Source organism: Nocardioides sp. Root682 (assembly GCF_001427795.1).
Classification (GTDB): domain Bacteria; phylum Actinomycetota; class Actinomycetes; order Propionibacteriales; family Nocardioidaceae; genus Nocardioides.
Genome location: NZ_LMHJ01000001.1, coordinates 231,111 through 253,091, shown reverse-complemented (window position 1 = coordinate 253,091; position 21,981 = coordinate 231,111). Strand labels below are relative to the sequence as shown.

17 protein-coding genes and 1 tRNA gene are annotated in these 21,981 nt (G+C 68.0%); 11 read left to right on the top strand and 7 right to left on the bottom strand.

The genetic code is table 11. The features are described from left to right. Positions 1 to 31 precede the first annotated feature (31 nt). The 3 genes from gltB (at position 32) to pyk (ending at position 7,620) form a co-directional block, all read left to right on the top strand. Positions 32 to 4,606: a glutamate synthase large subunit gene (gene gltB, locus ASD84_RS01195; RefSeq protein ID WP_056705913.1), complete on the top strand. Its 4,575-nt coding sequence runs from the start codon at positions 32 to 34 to the stop codon at positions 4,604 to 4,606. Beyond that, a complete protein-coding gene (locus ASD84_RS01190; RefSeq protein ID WP_056705910.1) occupies positions 4,599 to 6,068 on the top strand; it encodes a glutamate synthase subunit beta in 1,470 nt (489 codons plus the stop codon). Before gltB ends, ASD84_RS01190 begins: the two co-directional genes overlap by 8 nt. Before the next feature lie 91 nt (positions 6,069 to 6,159). Beyond that, a complete protein-coding gene (gene pyk / locus ASD84_RS01185) occupies positions 6,160 to 7,620 on the top strand; it encodes a pyruvate kinase (RefSeq protein ID WP_056705907.1) in 1,461 nt (486 codons plus the stop codon). Positions 7,621 to 7,623: 3 nt separating this feature from the next. On the opposite strand, the gene ASD84_RS01180 is transcribed toward pyk, so the two are convergent. After that, positions 7,624 to 8,415, bottom strand: coding sequence for a transcriptional regulator (locus ASD84_RS01180; RefSeq protein WP_235530919.1), 792 nt, complete (start codon positions 8,413 to 8,415; stop codon positions 7,624 to 7,626). Positions 8,416 to 8,450: 35 nt separating this feature from the next. Further along, positions 8,451 to 8,533 (bottom strand) — tRNA-Leu (locus tag ASD84_RS01175). Positions 8,534 to 8,645: 112 nt separating this feature from the next. Here ASD84_RS01175 and ASD84_RS01170 point away from each other — a divergent pair. The 6 genes from ASD84_RS01170 to ASD84_RS01145 all read left to right on the top strand — a co-directional run bounded on the left by ASD84_RS01170 (position 8,646) and on the right by ASD84_RS01145 (position 14,285). Next, positions 8,646 to 9,272: an ANTAR domain-containing response regulator gene (locus ASD84_RS01170; RefSeq protein WP_056705905.1), complete on the top strand. Its 627-nt coding sequence runs from the start codon at positions 8,646 to 8,648 to the stop codon at positions 9,270 to 9,272. Positions 9,273 to 9,440: 168 nt separating this feature from the next. After that, positions 9,441 to 10,574 carry a branched-chain amino acid ABC transporter substrate-binding protein gene (locus tag ASD84_RS01165; RefSeq protein ID WP_082573085.1) on the top strand — a complete coding sequence of 378 codons (1,134 nt, stop codon included), beginning with the start codon at positions 9,441 to 9,443 and terminating at the stop codon, positions 10,572 to 10,574. A gap of 98 nt (positions 10,575 to 10,672) precedes the next feature. Further along, positions 10,673 to 11,662: a branched-chain amino acid ABC transporter permease gene (locus ASD84_RS01160; RefSeq protein ID WP_056705902.1), complete on the top strand. Its 990-nt coding sequence runs from the start codon at positions 10,673 to 10,675 to the stop codon at positions 11,660 to 11,662. Continuing rightward, positions 11,659 to 12,804 (top strand): branched-chain amino acid ABC transporter permease, encoded by a 1,146-nt coding sequence (locus ASD84_RS01155; RefSeq protein ID WP_056705900.1) that lies wholly within the window; start codon positions 11,659 to 11,661, stop codon positions 12,802 to 12,804. Before ASD84_RS01160 ends, ASD84_RS01155 begins: the two co-directional genes overlap by 4 nt. Continuing rightward, positions 12,797 to 13,576, top strand: a complete 780-nt coding sequence (locus tag ASD84_RS01150; RefSeq protein ID WP_056705896.1) for an ABC transporter ATP-binding protein — start codon at positions 12,797 to 12,799, stop codon at positions 13,574 to 13,576. The genes ASD84_RS01155 and ASD84_RS01150 overlap by 8 nt, the downstream gene beginning before the upstream one ends. After that, entirely contained in the window at positions 13,566 to 14,285 is a 720-nt protein-coding gene (locus ASD84_RS01145) for an ABC transporter ATP-binding protein (RefSeq protein WP_056705893.1), read from the top strand. The genes ASD84_RS01150 and ASD84_RS01145 overlap by 11 nt, the downstream gene beginning before the upstream one ends. Here the strand turns inward: ASD84_RS01145 and ASD84_RS01140 are convergent. The 3 genes from ASD84_RS01140 to ASD84_RS01130 are packed head-to-tail and all read right to left on the bottom strand — an operon-like array spanning position 14,282 to position 16,683. Next, complete coding sequence (locus ASD84_RS01140) at positions 14,282 to 15,052, bottom strand: amino acid ABC transporter ATP-binding protein (RefSeq protein ID WP_056705889.1); 771 nt, start codon at positions 15,050 to 15,052, stop codon at positions 14,282 to 14,284. The genes ASD84_RS01145 and ASD84_RS01140 overlap by 4 nt on opposite strands. Next, the gene (locus ASD84_RS01135; protein ID WP_082573332.1) at positions 15,049 to 15,855 is read right to left on the bottom strand and encodes an amino acid ABC transporter permease; all 807 of its coding nucleotides are present in this window, start codon (positions 15,853 to 15,855) and stop codon (positions 15,049 to 15,051) included. Before ASD84_RS01135 ends, ASD84_RS01140 begins: the two co-directional genes overlap by 4 nt. A 39-nt stretch (positions 15,856 to 15,894) precedes the next feature. Further along, the gene (locus tag ASD84_RS01130) at positions 15,895 to 16,683 is read right to left on the bottom strand and encodes an ABC transporter substrate-binding protein (protein WP_056705886.1); all 789 of its coding nucleotides are present in this window, start codon (positions 16,681 to 16,683) and stop codon (positions 15,895 to 15,897) included. Positions 16,684 to 16,914: 231 nt separating this feature from the next. Here ASD84_RS01130 and ASD84_RS01125 point away from each other — a divergent pair, with 231 nt between their 5' ends. Continuing rightward, positions 16,915 to 17,451 (top strand): GNAT family N-acetyltransferase, encoded by a 537-nt coding sequence (locus ASD84_RS01125; protein ID WP_235530918.1) that lies wholly within the window; start codon positions 16,915 to 16,917, stop codon positions 17,449 to 17,451. A gap of 27 nt (positions 17,452 to 17,478) precedes the next feature. Here ASD84_RS01125 and ASD84_RS01120 read toward each other — a convergent pair whose 3' ends face one another. Beyond that, positions 17,479 to 17,895 carry a hotdog fold thioesterase gene (locus ASD84_RS01120; protein ID WP_056705884.1) on the bottom strand — a complete coding sequence of 139 codons (417 nt, stop codon included), beginning with the start codon at positions 17,893 to 17,895 and terminating at the stop codon, positions 17,479 to 17,481. 75 nt (positions 17,896 to 17,970) lie between these two features. Between ASD84_RS01120 and polA the strand changes: the two genes are divergently transcribed. Then, positions 17,971 to 20,667: a DNA polymerase I gene (polA, locus tag ASD84_RS01115; protein ID WP_056705881.1), complete on the top strand. Its 2,697-nt coding sequence runs from the start codon at positions 17,971 to 17,973 to the stop codon at positions 20,665 to 20,667. Here polA and ASD84_RS01110 read toward each other — a convergent pair. After that, positions 20,664 to 21,914 carry a lipopolysaccharide biosynthesis protein gene (locus ASD84_RS01110; protein WP_056705878.1) on the bottom strand — a complete coding sequence of 417 codons (1,251 nt, stop codon included), beginning with the start codon at positions 21,912 to 21,914 and terminating at the stop codon, positions 20,664 to 20,666. The genes polA and ASD84_RS01110 overlap by 4 nt on opposite strands. Positions 21,915 to 21,981 lie beyond the last annotated feature (67 nt).

Here is a 21,981-nt window from a genome sequence, read left to right as displayed (position 1 = left end):
GCCCACAGACGTAGTCGACGGGAGAACCCTGGTGCCTTATACGCACGCGTTCCCGCCGCCGGAGGGTCTTTACGACCCGCGTCACGAAAAGGACGCCTGCGGCGTCGCTTTCGTTGCGACGCTCACCGGTATCGCCAGCCACGACATCGTGGTGAAGGCCCTCACGGCCCTCCGCAACCTGGACCACCGCGGCGCCGCCGGCGCCGAGATCAACTCCGGCGACGGTGCCGGCATCCTCATGCAGGTGCCGGACGCCTTCCTGCGTGACGCCGCGGTCGAGGCGGGCTTCACCCTCCCGACCGCCGGTCGGTACGCCGTCGGCACGGCCTTCCTGCCGGGCGACGAGGGCCAGGTCGCCAAGACCCGCGCCCGCATCGAGGAGATCGCGGTCGAAGAGGGCCTCACGGTCCTCGGGTGGCGCGAGGTCCCGATCAACCCGACGATCCTCGGCACCATGGCGCTCAGCGTCATGCCGACGTTCAGCCAGCTCTTCGTGCAGGCCAACCCCTTCGGTGCCGAGCTCGTCAGCGGCCTCGACCTGGAGCGCCTGGCGTTCTGCCTGCGCAAGCGGGCCGAGCGCGAGACCGACGTGTACTTCCCGTCGCTGTCCTCGCGCACCCTCGCCTACAAGGGCATGCTGACGACCGACCAGCTCGACAAGTTCTTCCCGGACCTGGTCGACGAGCGGATGGCTTCGGCCCTGGCCGTCGTCCACTCGCGGTTCTCGACGAACACGTTCCCGAGCTGGCCGCTGTCCCACCCGTTCCGGTTCATCGCCCACAACGGCGAGATCAACACCGTCATGGGCAACCGCAACTGGATGCGGGCGCGCGAGGCGCTGCTCGACTCCGACGCGATCCCGGGCGACCTCGACCGCCTCTTCCCGATCTGCACCCCCGGTGCGTCGGACTCCGCGTCCTTCGACGAGGTGCTCGAGCTGCTCCACATGGGTGGACGCAGCCTGCCGCACTCCGTGCTGATGATGATCCCGGAGGCGTGGGAGAACCACACCGAGATGTCGGAGCTGCGGCGCGACTTCTACCGCTTCCACTCCACGATGATGGAGCCCTGGGACGGCCCGGCCTGCGTCGTCTTCACCGACGGCACCCAGATCGGCGCGGTCCTCGACCGCAACGGCCTGCGCCCGGCCCGCTACTGGGTCACCGAGGACGGTCTCGTCGTGCTCGCTTCCGAGGTCGGCGTGCTCGACCTCGACCCGGCCACCGTGGTCCGCAAGGGCCGCCTGCAGCCGGGCCGGATGTTCCTCGTCGACACCGAGGAGCACCGGATCATCGAGGACGAGGAGATCAAGGACCAGCTCGCCTCCGAGCGCCCATACGGCGAATGGCTGCACGCCGGCATGATCCATCTCGACGACATCCCCGAGCGTGAGCACATCGTGCACACCCACGCCTCGGTGACGCGTCGCCAGCAGGTCTTCGGCTACACCGAGGAAGAGCTGCGGATCCTGCTCACCCCGATGGCCAACACCGGTGGCGAGGCCCTGGGTTCGATGGGCACCGACACCCCGATCGCGGCGCTCAGCGAGAAGCCGCGACTGCTGTTCGACTACTTCAGCCAGCTGTTCGCGCAGGTCACGAACCCGCCGCTGGACGCGATCCGCGAGGAGCTCGTCACCTCGCTCAACGGCAGCATCGGCCCGGAGTCGAACGTCCTCGAGCCGAGCCCGGCCTCGTGCCGTCAGGTGTCCCTGCCGTTCCCGGTCATCTCCAACGACGACCTGGCCAAGATCCGTCACATCAACCGCGACGGTGACCACCCCGGCTTCGTGACCCACGTGTCCCGTGGCCTGTACGACGTCGAGGGTGGCGGCGCGGCCATGGCTGCCCGTCTCGACGAGATCTGCGCCGAGGTCAGCCAGGCGATCGCCGACGGTGCGCGCATCATCGTGCTGTCCGACCGTCACTCGACTGCCGAGCTCGCGCCGATCCCGTCGTTGCTGCTCACCGGTGCCGTGCACCACCACCTGGTCCGCGAGAAGACCCGCACCCAGGTCGGCCTGCTGGTCGAGGCCGGCGACGTCCGCGAGGTGCACCACGTGGCGCTGCTCGTCGGTTACGGCGCGGCCGCGGTCAACCCGTACCTCGCGATGGAGTCCGTCGAGGACCTCGCCCGCGAGGGCTACTACGTCAAGACGGAGCCCGAGCAGGCGGTCAAGAACCTGATCAAGGGCCTCGGCAAGGGCGTCCTGAAGGTCATGAGCAAGATCGGCGTCTCGACCGTCGCGTCGTACACCGGTGCCCAGATCTTCGAGTGCATCGGTCTCTCGCAGACCGTTGTCGACCGCTACTTCACCGGTACGACGTCCAAGCTCGGCGGCATCGAGCTCGACGTCATCGCCCAGGAGGTCGCCGCCCGGCACGCCAAGGCGTACCCGCCGGCAGGTATCGCGCCCGCGCACCGCGAGCTCGAGATCGGTGGCGAGTACCAGTGGCGTCGTGAGGGGGAGCCGCACCTGTTCAACCCGGAGACGGTCTTCCGTCTCCAGCACTCCACCCGCACGGGCCGCTTCGACATCTTCAAGCAGTACACCGCTGCGGTGGACGAGCAGTCCGAGAAGCTGATGACGCTGCGCGGCCTGTTCCGGTTCAAGGACGCGGGCGAGTCCGGCCGTGCGCCGATCCCGGTCGACGAGGTCGAGCCGATCTCCTCGATCGTGAAGCGGTTCTCGACCGGCGCGATGTCGTACGGCTCGATCTCCCGTGAGGCCCACGAGACCCTGGCGATCGCCATGAACCGGCTGGGCGCCAAGTCCAACACCGGTGAGGGTGGCGAGGACGCCGACCGCCTCTACGACCCCGAACGCCGCAGCTCGATCAAGCAGGTGGCCTCGGGTCGATTCGGTGTCACGAGCGAGTACCTCACGAACGCCGACGACATCCAGATCAAGATGGCGCAGGGCGCGAAGCCCGGCGAGGGTGGCCAGCTGCCCGGCAACAAGGTCTACCCGTGGGTGGCCAAGACCCGGCACTCCACGCCGGGTGTGGGCCTGATCAGCCCGCCGCCGCACCACGACATCTACTCGATCGAGGACCTGGCTCAGCTGATCCACGACCTCAAGAACGCCAACCCGTCGGCCCGCGTCCACGTGAAGCTGGTCTCCGAGGTCGGTGTCGGCACGGTCGCCGCAGGTGTCTCGAAGGCGCACGCCGATGTCGTCCTGATCTCCGGCCACGACGGCGGGACGGGCGCATCGCCGCTGACCTCGCTCAAGCACGCGGGTGGTCCGTGGGAGCTCGGCCTCGCCGAGGCCCAGCAGACCCTGCTGCTCAACGGCCTGCGCGACCGCATCGTCGTGCAGACCGACGGCCAGCTCAAGACCGGTCGTGACGTCGTCATCGCAGCGCTGCTCGGTGCCGAGGAGTTCGGTTTCGCGACCGCTCCGCTGGTGGTGTCGGGCTGCATCCTGATGCGCGTCTGTCACCTCGACACCTGCCCGGTGGGCGTCGCAACGCAGAACCCGGTCCTGCGCGAGCGCTTCAGCGGCAAGGCCGAGTACGTCGTCAACTTCTTCGAGTTCATCGCTCAGGAAGTCCGCGAGCTGCTGGCCGAGCTCGGCTTCCGCAGCATCGAGGAGGCCGTCGGCCAGGTGCAGACGCTCGACACCGTCGGGGCCGTCACGCACTGGAAGGCAGCGGGTCTCGACCTGGCGCCGATCCTGCACAAGGTCGACGTCGCGGGCACCCACTTCCCTGACCAGGACCTGCGCAACACCGGGTCCCAGGACCACGGTCTGGACCGGTCGCTGGACGTCACGGAGATCCTTCCGCTGGCGCAGCCGGCGCTGGAGTCCGGTGAGCCGGTGCGAGCGCAGCTGAGCATCCGCAACGTCAACCGGACGGTCGGCACGATCCTGGGCCACGAGGTCACCAAGAAGTACGGCGGCGCGGGCCTGCCCGACGGAACGATCGACCTGACGTTCCTCGGCTCGGCCGGGCAGTCCCTGGGCGCGTTCGTGCCCAAGGGCATCACGCTGCGACTCGAGGGCGACGCCAACGACTACGTCGGCAAGGGCCTCTCGGGCGGCCGGATCGCGATCCGGCCTGACCGCAACGCGTCCTTCCGTGCCAACGAGCACATCATCGCGGGCAACACGATCGCGTACGGCGCCACGTCGGGCGAGATCTACATCCGCGGCGGGGTGGGCGAGCGCTGCTGCGTGCGCAACTCCGGTGCCACCGTCGTCACCGAGGGTGTCGGCGACCACGGTTGTGAGTACATGACCGGCGGTCGGGTGGTCGTCCTCGGCAAGACCGGGCGCAACTTCGCGGCCGGCATGTCGGGTGGTGTCGCCTGGGTGCTCGACCTCAAGCAGAACCGTGTCAACGGCGAGCTCGTCGAGCTCGGTCCGGTGACCGGTGCGCATGCCGACGAGCTCGAGCAGATCGTCCGCGCCCACCACGAGGAGACCGATTCGGACGTGGCTGCAGAGCTGCTCGCCGACTGGTCCACCGCGCTGACGCGCTTCACCGAAGTCATGCCGCGCGACTTCCGGATCGTGATCGAAGCCAAGGCCAAGGCCGAGGCGGAGGGTCTCGACGAGGACGGCGTGGCCAACGCGATGATGGGAGCCCTCCATGGCTGACCCGAAGGGCTTTCTCAAGGCTGACCGTGAGGTCGCGACCCGTCGTCCGGTCGAGGAGCGGATCCAGGACTGGAACGAGGTCTACCCGGGCGGGATCGGTCGTGCACTGCTGCCGATCATCAACGTCCAGGCGAGCCGTTGCATGGACTGTGGCATCCCGTTCTGCCACCAGGGCTGCCCCCTCGGGAACATCATTCCCGAGTGGAACGACCTGGTGTTCCGCAACGACTGGGAGGGCGCGATCGAGCGCCTGCACGCGACCAACAACTTCCCGGAGTTCACCGGTCGCCTTTGCCCGGCCCCGTGCGAGACCGCTTGCGTGCTCGGCATCAACCAGCCGGCCGTGACGATCAAGAACATCGAGGTCTCGATCATCGACAAGGCCTTCGACTCCGGCTTCGTGCGGCCACAGCCGCCGGAGTGGTTGTCGGGCAAGACGATCGCAGTCGTCGGGTCCGGTCCTGCCGGACTCGCGGTTGCCCAGCAGCTGACCCGGGCCGGTCACACCGTGGCCGTCTACGAACGGGCCGACAAGCCCGGCGGGCTGCTGCGCTACGGCATCCCCGAGTTCAAGATGGAGAAGAAGCACGTCGACCAGCGCCTCGAGCAGATGAAGCGCGAGGGCACCGTGTTCCGTTCGGGTGTCGAGGTCGGCACCGGCTCCCTCACGGGCCAGGCGCTCAAGGACCGGTACGACGCCGTCGTGCTCGCGATCGGTTCGACCGTCGCGCGGGACCTGCCGGTGCCCGGTCGCGAGCTCAACGGCATCCACCAGGCGATGGAGTTCCTCCCGCAGGCCAACCGCGTCGCGCTGGGGGAGACCGTCGAGGGCCAGATCCGGGCCGACGGCAAGCACGTCGTCATCATCGGTGGCGGTGACACCGGTGCCGACTGCCTCGGCACGTCGGTGCGTCAGGGTGCGGCCTCCATCACGCAGCTCGAGATCCTGCCGGAACCTCCGGGGGAGCGTCCCGCGGGACAGCCGTGGCCGACGTACCCGATGACCTTCCGGATCTCCTCGGCGCACGAAGAGGCTGGCGACCGGGTGTACTCGGTGTCGACCAAGGAGTTCCTGGGCGACGAGGACGGCAACGTCCGCGCGCTGCGGATCGTCGAGGTCGCCTTCGAGGGCGGCAAGCTCGTTGAGAAGGAGGGTTCGGAGCGGGAGATCCCGGCCGACCTCGTCCTGTTCGCGATGGGCTTCGTCGGACCCGAACAGCCCGGCCTGGTCGAGCAGCTCGGTGTCGAGCTCGACGAGCGCGGCAACATCAAGCGGTCGAACAACTACGCGACCTCGGTCGAGGGTGTGTTCGTCGCCGGTGACGCCGGTCGTGGCCAGTCGCTCATCGTGTGGGCCATCGCCGAGGGTCGTGCGGCCGCCGCTGGGGTGGACGAGTTCCTCACCGGCAGCACGCAGCTGCCCGCGCCGATCCCGCCGACCGCGCGGCCGCTGGTCGTCTGACTCAAGGATCACATCGCATCGGCGCAGACTTCATCCGGAGTTTGCGCCGATGCGGCGTTTTGGGTGCCCTCCGCCCCGCTAGGGTGAGCACGTGCGGAGAGCCAAGATCGTGTGCACCCTGGGTCCGGCCACCAGTTCCGAACGGCGGATCCGCGAACTGGTCTACGCCGGCATGGACGTGGCCCGGCTCAACATGAGCCACGGCAGCCACGAGCAGCATGCGGAGGCCTACCGGCTGGTCCGTGAGGCGTCGGACGCCAGTGGCCACGGTGTCGGCATCCTGGCCGACCTGCAGGGTCCGAAGATCCGCCTCGAACGTTTCTCCGAGGGACCGGTGCGGCTCGCGCGAGGTCAGCGCTGGACGATCACCACGCGCGACGTCGACGGCAACGCCGAGATCAGCGGGACGACGTACAAGGGGCTGCCGGGCGACGTGTCGCCCGGGGACCCGATCCTGATCGACGACGGCAAGGTGCGGCTGCGGGTCGTCGAGGTCACTGACACCGACGTCATCACCGAGGTCCTGGTCGCCGGCACCGTCAGCAACAACAAGGGGATCAACCTGCCGGGTGTCGCGGTGTCGGTGCCGGCCCTGTCGGAAAAGGACATCACCGACCTGCGGTTCGCGCTGCACCTCGGTGTCGACTTCATCGCGCTCAGCTTCGTGCGCAACGCCCAGGACGCCGAGGACGTGCGGGTGATCATGCGCGAAGAGGGCATCATGCTGCCGATCATCGCGAAGATCGAGAAGCCGCAGGCCGTGGACAACCTGGACGAGGTCATCAAGGCGTTCGACGCCTTCATGGTGGCGCGCGGCGACCTCGGGGTGGAGTGTCCGCTGGAGGAAGTGCCCTTCCTGCAGAAGAAGATAATCGTGGCCGCCCGGCGCAACGCGAAGCCCGTCATCGTCGCCACCCAGATGCTCGAGTCGATGATCACCAGCCCCGCGCCCACCCGCGCCGAGGCCAGTGACGTCGCCAACGCGGTGCTCGACGGCGCCGATGCGGTGATGCTGTCGGGGGAGACCGGCGTCGGAGAGCACCCGATCCACACCGTGGAGACGATGGCGCGGATCATCGTGGCCACCGAGACCCACGCACTGGTCGACGACACCTTCAGCCGGTTCGGGCGCATCGAGTGGGACCCCCACACCCGTGCCGGAGTGATCACCAAGGCCGCCGAGGAGGTGGCACAGCGCGTGGGCGCGAAGTACGTCGTCGCGTTCACCCAGTCCGGTGACTCGGCCCGTCGTCTTGCGCGGCTGCGCAGCCCCATCCCGGTGCTCGCGTTCACGCCCGAGGCCCGCTGCCGATCACAGCTCGCCGTCACCTGGGGTGTCGAGGCCTTCCAGACCGTCACGGTCGAGCACACCGACGAGATGGTCCGTCAGGTCGACGAGGAGCTGCTGAAGATCGGCCGGGTCCAGGAGGGCGATCTGGTGGTGATCGTGGCCGGTAGCCCGCCGGGCATCCCCGGCTCGACGAACGCGCTGCGCATCCACCGGATGGGCGACGCGATCAATGAGGCCGCCCCCGCCTACCGAAGGCGCTGAGTCTCAGGACTTCAGCCCGATCAGGTCGTCCAGCCGGGCAACCGCCTCCCGCCTCGACACGCTGATCACCCGGACGTTCGACTGACGCCACGGGATGTCGACGAGGTCGAGCGCCCAGCAACAGAGCTCGCGAATGTCCGCGGATGCGTTCACGAATTGCCACCGCGGGTACGAGTAGGTCTTGGGTTCTCCCGCCACCGGCCTGCGCGCCCAGTTCTTCACGCGACTGCCGTCCGAGTGGAACAGCCCGCGCAGGAACGGGCCCGGGTGAGTCTCGACGATCGTGCGCTGCCAGTCCTCCAGGATGATCGGTCGGTCGTGTTTGCGTCCGGGGCCGTGTTGCGGGAAGAGGCACGGCCAGTGAATCCACGATGCCGTGGTGATGACACAGCCAGGGGCGCTCCGGGAGTGCGGGCGACCTCCAGGCTTCACACGTGCCATGAGGTCGGCCAAGCGGGCATTGTCGTCGACGTACTTGGCATCGTTGACGACATGGAGGTTGAACACCCGGCCGCGACCGCGAGAGATGTGTCCGTCCCCGAGATACCACCCCAGAAGTTCGGCGTACGCCTCGGAGTCCAGGCTCGCGTCATCGCAGCGAGGGCAGGCAACAGCGGTGTGGGTCTGGCCGCGAGGTCGGCCTTGTCGCTGGTAGACACGGCGCCACCGACGGATGGTCTTGACCGCGACTCCATGCTTTGCGGCGTTCTCTGCATCTGACAGCCCGCCATCCGAGTCGCGCAGTGCGCTCTCGACGGTCGCTTGAGGACGAACGTGGTCCATGGCGACGATCATCGGCTGGACCCCCGACAGTGCACGGGGCAGATGTGTGCCGAGTGTGGGATTCGAACCCACATGCCCTTTCGGACAATGGTGTTTGAGACCATCGCGTATACCGTTCCGCCAACCCGGCTGGGTCACCCAAAACGTTAGCCGACCCCTTGCGGCGGCGTCGCATCGCCCCGCCTGCGATCGGTCTGCCGACTGGGCCTCCACGGTCGGCGTGCTCCCGATAGCCTTGCCTCGTGACCGAGACCGCCGCGACACCCCCGCCCTCGTCCTCGCGACCGCGCACCGTGGTGATCGCCGAGGACGAGACCCTGATCCGGATGGACCTCGCCGAGATGCTGGCCGACGAGGGGTACGACGTCGTGGGCCAGGCCGGCGACGGGCAGCGGGCGATCGAGCTGGCCGAGGAGCACCGCCCCGACCTGGTCATCCTCGACGTGAAGATGCCGGTGCTCGACGGCATCGCGGCGGCCGAGGCGATCGCTGGCAAGCGGATCGCGCCGGTCGTGATGCTGACCGCGTTCTCGCAGCGCGACCTGGTCGAAAGAGCGCGCGAGGCCGGTGCGATGTCGTACCTCGTCAAGCCGTTCTCCCAGACCGACCTGGTGCCGGCCATCGAGATGGCGGTCAGCCGGTTCGCCGAGATCACCGAGCTGGAGAACGAGGTCACCGACCTCAAGGAGCGCCTCGAGACCCGCAAGGCCGTCGACCGGGCCAAGGGGATCCTCCAGGAGCAGCTCTCGCTGTCCGAGGGTGACGCCTTCCGGTGGATCCAGAAGACCGCGATGGACCTGCGGATGTCGATGCGCGAGGTTGCCGACGGAATTGTCACTCACGGCGTCCCGGGCGGGACTTCTTCGTAAATAATCCGTGTGATGCGGCTCTCAGGTAACAGATTCGTCAGGATTCGACCTCAGAGCCGCCGAGTTGCTTCCGCCCACCCGGATGCGGGTGTAGGTTCCCGCGGCAGGACACGTCCTCCGTGTGCGGCGACCGCTGCGCGCTGGAACGACATAGGAAGCGGGATTGTCTTGAGGCGTAACAAGGTAGTCGGGCTCGGTGCGGTTGTACTGACCCTCGGCCTTTCACTGACGGCATGTGGGACCACTGAGGACGGCGACGGCGGCAGCGACGCAGCGTGTGACCTCAAGCTTGCCTTCTTCGGCCCGGAGACGGGCGCTGCGGCAGGCCTCGGCAAGCCGATCATCCAGGGCATGCAGCTGGCCGTCGACCAGTACAACGACGACGCCGACTGCGACGTCGAGATGGTCAAGTACGACTCGCAGGGCAGCCCTGACGAGGCTCCGTCCCTGGCGACCGAGGTTGCGGGCGACGAGTCCATCGTCGGTGTCGTGGGCCCGGCCTTCTCCGGTGAGGGGGCCGCAGCCGGCCCGATCTTCGCCGAGGCAGGCGTTCCGACGATCACCCCGTCGGGCACCAACCCCGGGCTGTCCACCAACGGCTGGGACACCTTCCACCGTGCCCTCGGCAACGACGCGACCCAGGGTCCCGCCGCCGCCAAGTACATCAAGGACACGCTGAAGGCCGCTTCGGTCTTCGTCATCGATGACGCCTCCGAGTACGGCGCCGGCCTGGCCGGCATCGTCGAGAAGGACCTTGCTGGCGCGGTCACGGGCACCGACACCATCCAGACCGGACAGACCGACTTCTCCACGACCGTCACCAAGGTCAACGACAAGAAGCCGGACGCCGTGTTCTTCGGTGGCTACTACGCCGAGGCGACCATCCTCATCGGTCAGCTCCGCGACGGCGGCTACGAAGGCAAGTTCGTCGTCGCCGACGGCGTGAAGGACCCGGCGTTCCTGGACGCGAAGGACGCCGCCGAGGGCACCATCATCACCTGCCCGTGCATCCCGGACACCGACCCGGCCGTGGCCACGTTCGCTGCTGACTACGAGAAGGAGTTCAGCGAGGCGCCCGGCACCTACGCCGCCGAGGCGTACGACGCCGCGAACGTCTTCCTCGACGGCATCGAGTCGGGCATCGACAACCGCGAGGACCTGCTCGCCTTCGTCAACGACTACGACGAGAAGGGCATCACCAAGCAGTTGAAGTTCGACAAGACCGGTGAGCCGGCCGACGTCCACGTGTACGCGTACACGGTCAAGGGCGGGGCGATCGTGCCCGAGGGCGAGATCAAGTGATCGCAGGCTGAACCGTTTCACAACCATGACAGTGCGGCGGTCGGGGACTCGAGTCCCCGACCGCCTCGCTGTCCACAACCAGGGGCCAGGAGGCCTGGGTGAACTTCGAATTCTTCTTCAACAACCTTCCCGAGCTCACCATCACCGGGCTCGCGTTCGGAGCCATCTATGCGCTGATCGCGCTCGGCTACACGATGGTCTACGGCGTTCTCCAACTCATCAACTTCGCTCACTCCGAAGTGTTCATGTACGGGACGTTCGCGACGCTGTGGACGGTCATCGCCCTCAACGCGGCTGATGCGAACGGCATCAAGCTGATCGCGATCCTGATCGTGGCGCTGTTCGCCTCGATGGCGTTGTCCGCACTCATCGCGCTCGCCCTCGAGCGGGTGGCCTACCGCCGCCTGATCGAGCGGGACGCACCGCGCCTGATCGCGCTGATCTCGGCGATCGGCGCCTCGTTCGTCCTCGCCGAGCTGATGGGCCTGCGCGACCGGATCGCTGGCTGGTTCGGCCTGGAGGACGACCTGAGCGAGTACGTCGGCAAGGCCCGCATCAACAACAGCATGGCCGGCACCCTCGAGAAGCCACGCTTCGACGTCGCGGGTGTCGCCATCTCCAGCATCGACATCATCGTGATCGTCGCAGCCATCGGCATGATGGTCCTGCTCGACCAGTTCGTGCGCAGGTCCCGCCTCGGCAAGGGCATTCGCGCCACCGCGCAGGATCCCGAAACCGCGTCGTTGATGGGCGTCAACCCGACCCGGACCATCCAGGTCACCTTCCTCATCGGCGGTCTGATGGCTGGTGTGGCGGCGTTCCTCTACATGCTCAAGATCGACACGACCAAGTACGACGTCGGCTTCCTGCTCGGCGTCAAGGCATTCACGGCCGCCGTGCTCGGCGGCATCGGAAACCTGCGTGGAGCGCTGCTCGGCGGCCTGGTGCTCGGTGTCGCGGAGAACTGGGGCCAGGCGCTGTTCGGTGGCGAGTGGCGCGACGTCATCGCGTTCGTCCTGCTGGTCCTCATCCTCCTCGTCCGGCCCACCGGCCTCCTGGGCGAGTCGCTCGGAAAGGCACGAGCATGAAGAACCTTGGTTTCAGGGACAAGCTGACCGGGCTCCCGAAGCCCGTGCGGATCCTGCTGTGGATCCTCCTGGCGCTCTTCGCCTACGCACTGCCGCTGCTCGAGCTGCCGATCATCTCCACTCCCGGTGTTGACTTCGGGGGAGTGCTCTTCACGGTCACGATCTACTGCCTGGTGGCGCTGGGCCTCAACATCGTGGTCGGTTATGCCGGCCTGCTCGACCTCGGGTACGTCGGTTTCTACGCCATCGGCGCCTACACCGTCGGCATCCTGACGTCCTTCCACGCCAATTGGCCCCTGCTGCTCGCGATTCCGGTCGCGGTGGTGGCGGCCATGGTGTCGGGCGTCATCCTCGGGGCGCCCACCCTGCGCGTGCGCGGTGACTACCTGGCCATCGTGACGCTGGGGTTCGGAGAGATCATCCGTCTCACCGCGGTCAACCTCGAATGGCTCGGCGACGCACGCGGCATCAAGAACATCGCCAAGCCGCCGAACATCGGTGACGAGAAGAGCGGCCTGTTCGAGATCCCGCACCTGCTCTGGGGCAATGGCACGGTCCTCGTCGACACCGAGCACCCGACGAAGTTCCTGGTCTTCGGCTACATCGACCAGGTGCCGTACTACTGGATGGGCCTGACTGCGGTCATCATCGTGCTGATCGCGGACATCCTCATCAAGAGCAGCCGGGTCGGCCGTGCTTGGGAGGCGACGCGCGAGGACGAGGACGCCGCCGAGCTGATGGGCGTCCCGACGTTCAAGTTCAAGCTGCTGGCCTTCTCCACCGGCGCGTTCGTCGGTGGTCTGGCCGGCGGGTTGTACGCAAGTCGCCAGGGGTTCATCAACCCGCTGTCGTTCCTGCTCCTCTACTCGATCCTGTTCCTGGCGGCCGTGGTCGTCGGAGGCCAGGGGAACCGTTGGGGCGTGCTGCTGGGCGCCATCCTGGTTGCCTACCTGCCGCAACGATTCCGCGAGTTCGACGACTTCCGGGTTCTCGCGTTCGGTGCGGCGCTGGTGCTGCTCGCCACGCTGCGTCCCGAGGGGTTGATCCCACCGAGGCGGACGGTGCGGGCAAAGCAGCTCGAGCAGGAGCTCGACGAGCTCGAACAAGGCACCGACGAGGGAGAGGAGGCAGCCCGTGTCTGAACGCATCCTGGATGTCCAGAGCCTCACATTGAAGTTCGGTGGTCTCACCGCGCTCGACGACGTCTCGCTCCACATCAACGAGGGCGAGATCCTCGGGCTGATCGGCCCGAACGGTGCAGGCAAGACGACCTGCTTCAACGCGATCACCGGTGTCTACGGACCCACGAGCGGCGACATCCTGTTCCAGGGCAAGTCGATCGTCGGGATGAAGAAGCACCAGATCACCAAGCAGGGGATTGCGCGCACCTTCCAGAACATCCGGCTGTTCCCGACGATGACGGCGCTCGAGAACGTGCTCGTGGGGGCCGATGCCCAACACAGCACGGGCATGCTCACCGCCCTGTTCCGGTTGCCCAAGCACCGGCGGGAGGAGAAGCAGGGCCACGACCGCGCGATGGAGCTGCTCCGCTTCATGGGCATCCACCGCAAGGCCGACGAGCTCGCCGCGAACCTGTCCTACGGCGATCAGCGTCGCCTGGAGATCGCGCGGGCAATGGCCACCGGACCGAAGCTGATCTGCCTCGACGAGCCAGCGGCGGGCTTCAACCCGGCGGAGAAGGTCGAGCTGATGGACCTGATCCGCAAGGTGCGCGACCAGGGATTCACGGTGCTGCTGATCGAACACGACATGCGGTTGGTCATGGGAGTGACCGACCGGATCGTGGTGCTGGAGTTCGGTCGCAAGATCGCCGAGGGCAGCCCGTCCGACATTCGTGACAACCCGGCGGTCATCGCCGCCTATCTGGGAGTGGACGAAGAAGATGCTTCTTGAGGTCGAAGGCCTCTGTGTCAACTACGGGCACATCGAGGCAATCCGTGACATCAGTTTCGGCGTGCCGGAAGGCACCGTCACCACCCTGATCGGCGCCAACGGTGCCGGGAAGACCACGACCCTGAAGACGGTGTCGGGGTTGCGGAAGGTGCGGGCCGGATCCATCAAGTTCGAGGGCAAGGACATCACCTCGATCGAGCCGTACAACCGGGTCAAGCTCGGGATCAGCCAGTCGCCGGAAGGGCGCCGCTGCTTCATCGGCATGACCGTTCGCGAGAACCTCGAGATGGGTGCGTTCACGCGCAAGGACCGCAAGACCGCGGCCTATCGCGAGGACCTCGACCGGGTGCTGGGGCTCTTCCCTCGCCTGGACGAGCGGATCGACCAGATCGCCGGCACCATGTCGGGCGGCGAGCAGCAGATGCTGGCCATGGGGCGGGCCCTGATGTCGCGCCCGCGCCTGCTGCTGCTCGACGAGCCGTCGATGGGCCTGGCGCCCAAGCTCATCCAGCAGATCTTCTCGATCATCACCGAGATCAACCAGCAGGGCACCACGGTGCTCCTGGTCGAGCAGAACGCCGCGCAGGCGCTCAAGCGCTCGCACGACGCCCACATCCTCGAGACGGGCTCGATCGTTCGCACGGGCACCGGCAAGGAGCTGGCCGGGGACCCGGCCGTCAAGGCCGCCTACCTCGGCGGAGACCTCTAGAGCACCTTCGAGAGGAAGGCCTGCGTCCGCTCGTGCTGCGGCTCCGACAGTACGTCGGCAGGCAGGCCTTCCTCGACGACGACGCCGCCGTCCATGAAGACGAGCTTGTTGCCGACCTCGCGGGCAAAACCCATCTCGTGGGTCACGACCATCATGGTCATGCCCTCGCTGGCGAGGTCCTTCATCACGGCCAGCACGTCGCCGACGAGCTCCGGGTCGAGCGCGCTGGTGGGCTCGTCGAAGAGCATCATGTCGGGGTTCATCGACAGCGCCCGCGCGATGGCGACGCGCTGCTGCTGTCCGCCGGAGAGGTGCGCCGGGTAGGCGGACTCCTTCTCGGACAGGCCGACCTTGGCAAGGTTCTGGCGCGCGATCTCCACGGCCTCCGCCTTGCCGCGGCCGCGAACGGTCCGCTGGGCGAGGGTGAGGTTCCTCAGCACGGACAGGTGCGGGAACAGGTTGAACTGCTGGAACACCATGCCGATCCGGGACCGGACGTCGTCGACGTCCACCTCGGGATCGCAGATGTCGATGCCCTCGATGAGGATCTCGCCCGAGGTCGGCTCCTCGAGCCGGTTCACGCAGCGCAGCAGGGTGGACTTGCCCGAGCCCGACGGGCCTATGACGCACACCACCTGACCGGGATCGACGTGGAAGTCGATGCCCTTGAGAACCTCGTTCGGTCCGAAGTACTTGTGCAGCCCGCGTACGTCGATCGCGGGTACCGCGAACTCCGGCAACAGCTCGGGTGTCGCAGAGTGGGTCATCGTGTCGCCTTCCTCTGCCGGCGTTCCAGCCAGGCCACGAGCTGGGTGAGCGGGATGGTGATGACCAGGTACAGCAGCGCCGCCTGGATCAGGCTGGTGGCCGTCCCGGAGGACGGGCCGGAGGACTGGAAGTCGCGCGCCACGGTGGTGAGCTCGCGGCCGTTGAACTCGGCACCGATGACCGACAGGAGTGCGGTGTCCTTGATGAGCAGCACGAACTCGTTGGTCAGCGGCGGGATCACCACCCGGAAGGCCTGGGGGAGCACCACCTTGAACATCGTGGACATCGGTCCCATGCCCAGGGATCGGGCCGCCTCGGTCTGACCCTTGGGGACCGCCTGGATGCCGGCGCGCAGCGTCTCGGCCATGTAGGCGCCAGCGACCATGATCAGGGCGAGCAGCCCCGCGCCGACCAGGCCGCCCGGTGGGTACCACTGGAAGGCGATCGGCACGCCGAACCCCATGAACAGGATCACGATCAGCGCCGGGAGCCCGCGGAAGAACTCGACGTACACCGTCGCGATCCAGTTCAGGGTCGCGATCGGTGACATCCGCATCAGGGCGAGCACGACGGCGAGCGCCAGACCACCGGCGAACGCGATGGCGGTGTACTTGACCGTGTTGACGGCGCCGATGGTGATCAGGTCGCCCCAGTTGCCGTCCGACAGCGCGACGCCGAGCGGGTTCCAGAAGTTCTGCTCGATCACGCCCCAGTCGGCGGCGATCCCGAGCGCCACCAGGACGAGGATGATGGCGACGTTGGTGCCGTAGCGCCACAGCCGCGTCCTGGTGGTCCGCTTCAAGGCCGCCACCTCACGCACACCCGGCCGGAGCCGGCGTCATCACTCGACCTCGAAGTACTTGTTGTAGATCTCGTCGTAGGTGCCGTCGGTGCGCATCTCGTCGAGGGCCTCGTTGACGTCCTCGACGAGCTGGGTGTTGCCCTTCTTGATGGCGAAGCCGTAGTTCTCGTCGGTCTCGTAGGTCTCGACGACCTCGTACTCGCCGCCCTTGGCGTGGTCGAGGTTCACCGGCAGGTCCTGCAGCAGCGCCTTGACCTGACCGGCCTTGATGGCCTGGAACATCTCGGCGTCGCTCGGGAAGGTCACGACCTTGGCGCCCTTGGCGTTCTCCTCGGTGTACGTCTTGCCGGTGGTGCCCTGCTGCACGCCCACCTTGACGCCGTCGAGGTCGCCGATGCCCTTGATGCCACTTCCGGAGGGAACCAGGAGGGATTGCTTCGAGACGTAGTAGCCGTCGCTGAAGTCGAGGTTCTTCTTGCGGTCGTCGGTGATCGTCATGGCGGACGCGGCGAGGTCGCAGGTCTTCGCGTTGAGGGCCTGGCCGCTCTGCAGGGCGTCGAAGCCCGAGTCCTTGATGCTCAGCTCGAGGTCGAGTCGGTCAGCGATCTCGTTGACGATGTCGACGTCGAAGCCCTTGAAGCCGCTGTCGCTGGAGGTGTCGAAGTCCTCGAAGGGCGGGTACGGGACGTCGGAGCACACGGTGAGGGTGCCGGCCTTGACCACGTCGGCGCCGGAGTCGGTCTTGCCGCTGTCGTCGGAGCCGCAGGCGCCGAGCGCGAGTGCGGCGACGGCCGTCAGGGCCAGGGCAGAGAGTCGTGACTTGTGCATGTGCCGCACTGTAGGCCTTTACCCAAGCCGGCACGAGGACCGCGAGCGTTCCGCAACACGGTTGTTCCATGATCGTGACCCGACGCCTTGTTGGGTGGATTCGGAGAGGCGTAGTCTTCCCTCCGGACCGCACGACGCCGCGCGGTTCCCGTCTTGGGGTGAGGAAGGCAGGAGCCACACGTGAGCCGTTATTCGCTGACGACACGATGTGCCACCCCGGAGGATGCCCCGGTGCTGGCCGAGCTCTGGAGCGACGTCGTGCGCCGGGCCGACCGCTCCGAGCAGGTGGCCGACGTCGAGCAGATCATCAAGAACTGCCTGGTCTCGCCCGAGCACCGCGTCGTGGTCGTCGAGTACGACGGGCACCTCGCGGGCGCCGTACACCTGCGGATGACGACGCTGACGCCGCTCAACCTCGAGCCGTGCGTCCAGGCGATCCAGCCGCGGGTGCTCGAGCAGTTCAGCGGGCAGGGTGTCGGTCACGCGTTGATGGAGGCAGCCACCGCGTTCGCGGAGGAGAACGGCATCCTGCACGTCGTGGCGGCCGTGCCCCACGCCTCGCGCGACGACAACCGGTTCATGGCCCGGCTCGGCCTGGCGCCGGCCGCGATGTACCGGATCGCTCCCGCTGCCGTCCTGCGTGCCCGGTTGTCGCCCCAGCGGGTGCAGCCCGGAATCGAGGGACGCAGCAAGGTCCTGGCGGCACGACGCTCGATGCGCCGGTCACGGGCCGAGCGGCTCGCCGTCGCCGGAACCGAACAGGGCTGACGGGTCTCGACAAGCCCGACCAGCGTGCTACGACGGGTCGCGTGCGAGCAGCGCGCAGGTGATCCGGGAGGTGCACACCCGCTTGCCGTCCTCGTCGGTGATCACGATCTCGAAGCTCGACATGGTCCGGCCCAGGTGCAGCGGGGTGGCGACGCCGGTGACCAGGCCCTGACGGGCCGAGCGGTGGTGGGTGGCGTTGATGTCCGTACCGACCGCGAAGCGGCCCTCCCCGGCGTTGAGCGCCGCGGCGACCGACCCGAGGGTCTCGGCGAGCACCACCGAGGCGCCGCCGTGGAGCAGGCCGTAGGGCTGGGTGTTGCCCTCGACGGGCATGGTGCCGACGACCCGTTCGGGACTGGTCTCCACGAGCTCGACGCCCATGCGCAGGTTGAGCGCGCCCATGTTCTCGCGCATGAATGCGGCGATCTCCTCGTTGCTCGTCATGGCCCGACGATATCGAGGGCGGCGGTGGCGCTGCCTGTCGGTCGGCCTGTCGGTCGACCTCGGTAGAGTCGCCGGGTGCCAGAGACCAGCCCCCAGCGTCGTCCGCGCCTGCTCCTCCTCGACGGCCACTCGCTGGCCTACCGCGCATTCTTCGCGCTGCCGGTGGAGAACTTCTCGACCGCCACCGGACAGCACACCAATGCCGTCTACGGGTTCACCTCGATGCTGGTCAACGTGTTGCGCGACGAGCAGCCGACCCACGTGGCGGTGGCGTTCGACGTCTCCCGCCAGACGTTCCGGCTGGAGCAGTACTCCGAGTACAAGGCCAAGCGCAACAAGACGCCCGACGAGTTCCGCAGCCAGCTCTCGCTGATCGAGCAGATGCTGACGACGTTCTCGATCCCGTTCCTCAAGCTCGACGGTTTCGAGGCCGACGACCTGATCGCCACCCTGGTCACCCAGACCCTGGCCGACAGCGACCTCGACGTCCTGATCCTGACCGGCGACCGCGACTCGCTGCAGCTGGTGACCGACCGGTCGACGGTGCTCTACCCGATGCGTGGCGTGTCCGACCTGGCCCGGATGACACCGGCCGCAGTCGAGGCCAAGTACGGCGTCCCTCCGCACCGCTACCCCGAGCTGGCCGCGATCGTCGGCGAGGTCTCCGACAACCTGCCCGGCGTGCCCGGTGTCGGTGCGGGTTTCGCCGCCAAGTGGATCAACACCTACGACGGCCTCGACAACGTGATCGCCGAGGCCGACAAGATCACGGGCAAGAAGGGCGAGGCGTTCCGCGAACACATCGGTGACGTCATCCGCAACCGCAGCCTCAACGCGCTCGTGCGTGACCTGGACCTCGGAGTCACCACCGACGACCTGGTCCGCAAGGAGTGGGACCGCACGGCAGCACTGGCACTCCTCGACGAGCTCGAGATCCGGGGCGAGCTGCGGACCCGGATCCTCGACGTGGTCGCGCCGGCCGAGGACGTCGTCGTCGAGCCGGGTGTCGAGCTCGACGGCGGGACCCTCGCTCCCGACGCGGTCGCCGGCTGGCTGGATGCGGCGGCCGGGGAGACCGTGGGGCTGCACGTCCGCGGGTCGTGGGGCAGCGGCACCGGCCGCGCCGACGGGCTCGGACTCGCGCTCGCCGACGGCCGCGCGGCGTACGTCGACGTCGAGGCGCTGACGCCGGCTGATGACGCGGCGGTCGCGGCGTGGCTCGCCGACACTGCTCGCCCGAAGGTGCTCCACGACGCCAAGGGGCAGGGCCTTGCACTGGCGGCGCAGGGCTGGCAGCTGGCCGGGGTGGCCGAGGACACCGCGCTGGCGGCGTACCTCGTCGCCCCCGACCAGCGTTCCTACGACCTGGCCGACCTGACCCTGCGCTACCTCCACCGCGAGCTCGAGCAGAGCACCGACGCCGACCAGGGGGTCCTCTTCGAGGAGGAGTCCGGCCAGGGCGGAGTGGCGCGCAGCGCGATGGTCCACGCCCGCGCCGCCCTCGACCTGTCGGCCGAGCTGGCCGACGAGGTCGAGCGAGCCGGGGGAGAGCGGCTGCTCACCGAGGTGGAGATGCCGCTGGTGGCTGTGCTCGCCGCGATGGAGCAGACCGGTATCGCGGTCGACATCGAGCAGCTCGAAGGCCTCGAGCAGCACTTCGCCGAAGAGGTCCGCAAGGAGGCCGAGGAGGCGTACGCCGTCATCGGCCGCGAGATCAATCTCGGCTCGCCCAAGCAGCTGCAGGAGGTCCTCTTCGACCAGCTCGCGATGCCGAAGACCAAGCGCACCAAGACGGGCTACACCACCGACGCCGATGCCCTGCAGAAGCTGGCGGTCACCAACCCGCACCCGTTCCTGCTGCACCTGCTGCGCCACCGCGAGGTGATCCGGCTGCGCCAGACGATCGAGGGGCTGCTCAAGACCGTCCAGCCCGACGGGCGCATCCACACCACCTTCCACCAGACGATCGCCGCCACCGGCCGGCTGTCCAGCACCGAGCCGAACCTGCAGAACATCCCGGTCCGCACCGAGGAGGGTCGCCGGATCCGCGAGGGCTTCGTCGTCGGCACCGGCTACGAGTGCCTGATGACTGCCGACTACAGCCAGATCGAGATGCGGATCATGGCCGACCTCTCCGAGGACGCGCTGCTGATCGAGGCCTTCCGCTCCGGCCATGACTTCCACGCTGCGACGGCCTCACGTGTCTTCGAGGTCGCGCCCGAGGCCGTCACGCCCGAGATGCGCGCGAAGATCAAGGCGATGAACTATGGCCTGGCCTACGGGCTGTCGGCCTTCGGGCTGTCGCAACAGCTGGGCATCGAGCCGGGTGAGGCCCGTGGCCTGATGGACGACTACTTCGAGACCTTCGGTGGCATCCGCGACTACCTCGCGGGCGTGGTCGAGGAGGCTCGGCGTACCGGTTTCACCGAGACGATCATGGGGCGTCGGCGCTTCCTCCCGGACCTGACCAGCGACAACCGGATGCGGCGGGAGTCCGCCGAGCGGATGGCCCTCAACGCCCCGATCCAGGGCTCGGCGGCCGACCTGATCAAGGTGGCGATGCTGCGCACCCAGCAGGCCATCGCCGATGCCGGACTGAAGTCACGGATGCTGCTGCAGGTCCACGACGAGCTCGTGTTCGAGGTCGCGGAGGGGGAGCGCGAGACCCTGGACGCGCTGGTCCGCGCGCAGATGGGCGGCGCGGCCGAGCTCACCGTCCCGCTGGACGTGTCCGTCGGTACGGGACGTTCCTGGCACGAAGCCGCGCACTAATTGCTTGGCGCTGCCTCGCGCTTGTGCCGGAACACCTGGAGCACTGCGAGCAGGGCGACCACGGACGCGTCGACGACAGCGACGGTGACGGCCAGCGCGGTGACGCTGTCGGCGGTCGAACCGAACCCGACGAGGGCGGCGACGCCAGCGGCGATGAGGTACTTCGTCGCGCGCCCACGCTTGGCGAGGCCGGCGTAGACCAGCAGCTGGAGCACCGAGAGCAGTCCGCCGAGGACGGCGAAGAGCCACAGCTTGTCCTGCACGGCGGCGTAGTCGTCGCCGCCGATGAAGACCAGGGCCAGGCTCGAGAGCAGGTAGGTCGCCACGGCGCCCGCCGCGCCCAGGCCGGTCAGGAACGCGAGTCCCTTGAGCACCGCGCCGCGGCTCTCGTGCGCGGTCGACATCGACGGGAACAGGATCACCACCGCGAACTGGGGCAGGAAGAGCACGGCCTTGGTCACGATCAGGCCGCCGGCGTACAGGCCTGCATCGTGCTCGTCGAGCATGCTGCGGGCGACCACCACGTCGAGGTTGGAGAGGGCCACGAAGGCCAGCAGCGCGACCGAGCTGCCGAGCGTCTCCCGCAGCACGTCGCGTCGTACGTGGGTGTCGTGGTGGTCGATGTCGTCGTCGGGGCGGTGCCGCAGCGCCCAGGACCCGACCGCGACGGGGACCCACGACGCCACCAGGACACCGAGCATCGCGCTGGTCTCGGTGGGGGACACCAGCATGAAGGCGCCACCGAGGACGAAGCGAGGTACGCCGGCGCAGAGGTACACCAGGCTCAGCGGGAGCCAGCGGCGCTCGCCCTGGAGCACGCCGGCCTGTCCTCCCATCACGGTGACCGGGATGACGCAGAGGCCGAGCAGGATGGCTGGCCACAGGCCGTCGAGGCGCAGCAGGTGCCAGGCCGCGGGGGACGCAGCCACGGCCAGCACGCCGAGGATGCCGGCCGCGCGCCACGTCGTGAGCAGCACCGTGTGCTCGATCGCGCCGACGTCGTCGGGCTCCGCGGAGATCCGGCGTGCCGCGGTGGCCTGCAGGCCGAGCTGGACCACCGACAGCACCATCAGCAGCGCCATCATGCTGGCGACGGCGCCGTACTGACTCGGGCCGAGCATGCGGGCGGCCACCATCTGGAAGGCGTAGGTGCCGACGTTCATCACGGCCATCGCGATCGCGATGCCCGCGGTGCTGCGGAGCAGTCGGCCCAGTCGAGAGCCCGAGACCTCGGCGGTAGTCGTCACCTGAGCAGATTAGGGCTTGGCCCGCCCTTGCCGAGAAGCAGCACCCCAGCCCGCATACAGTGACTTC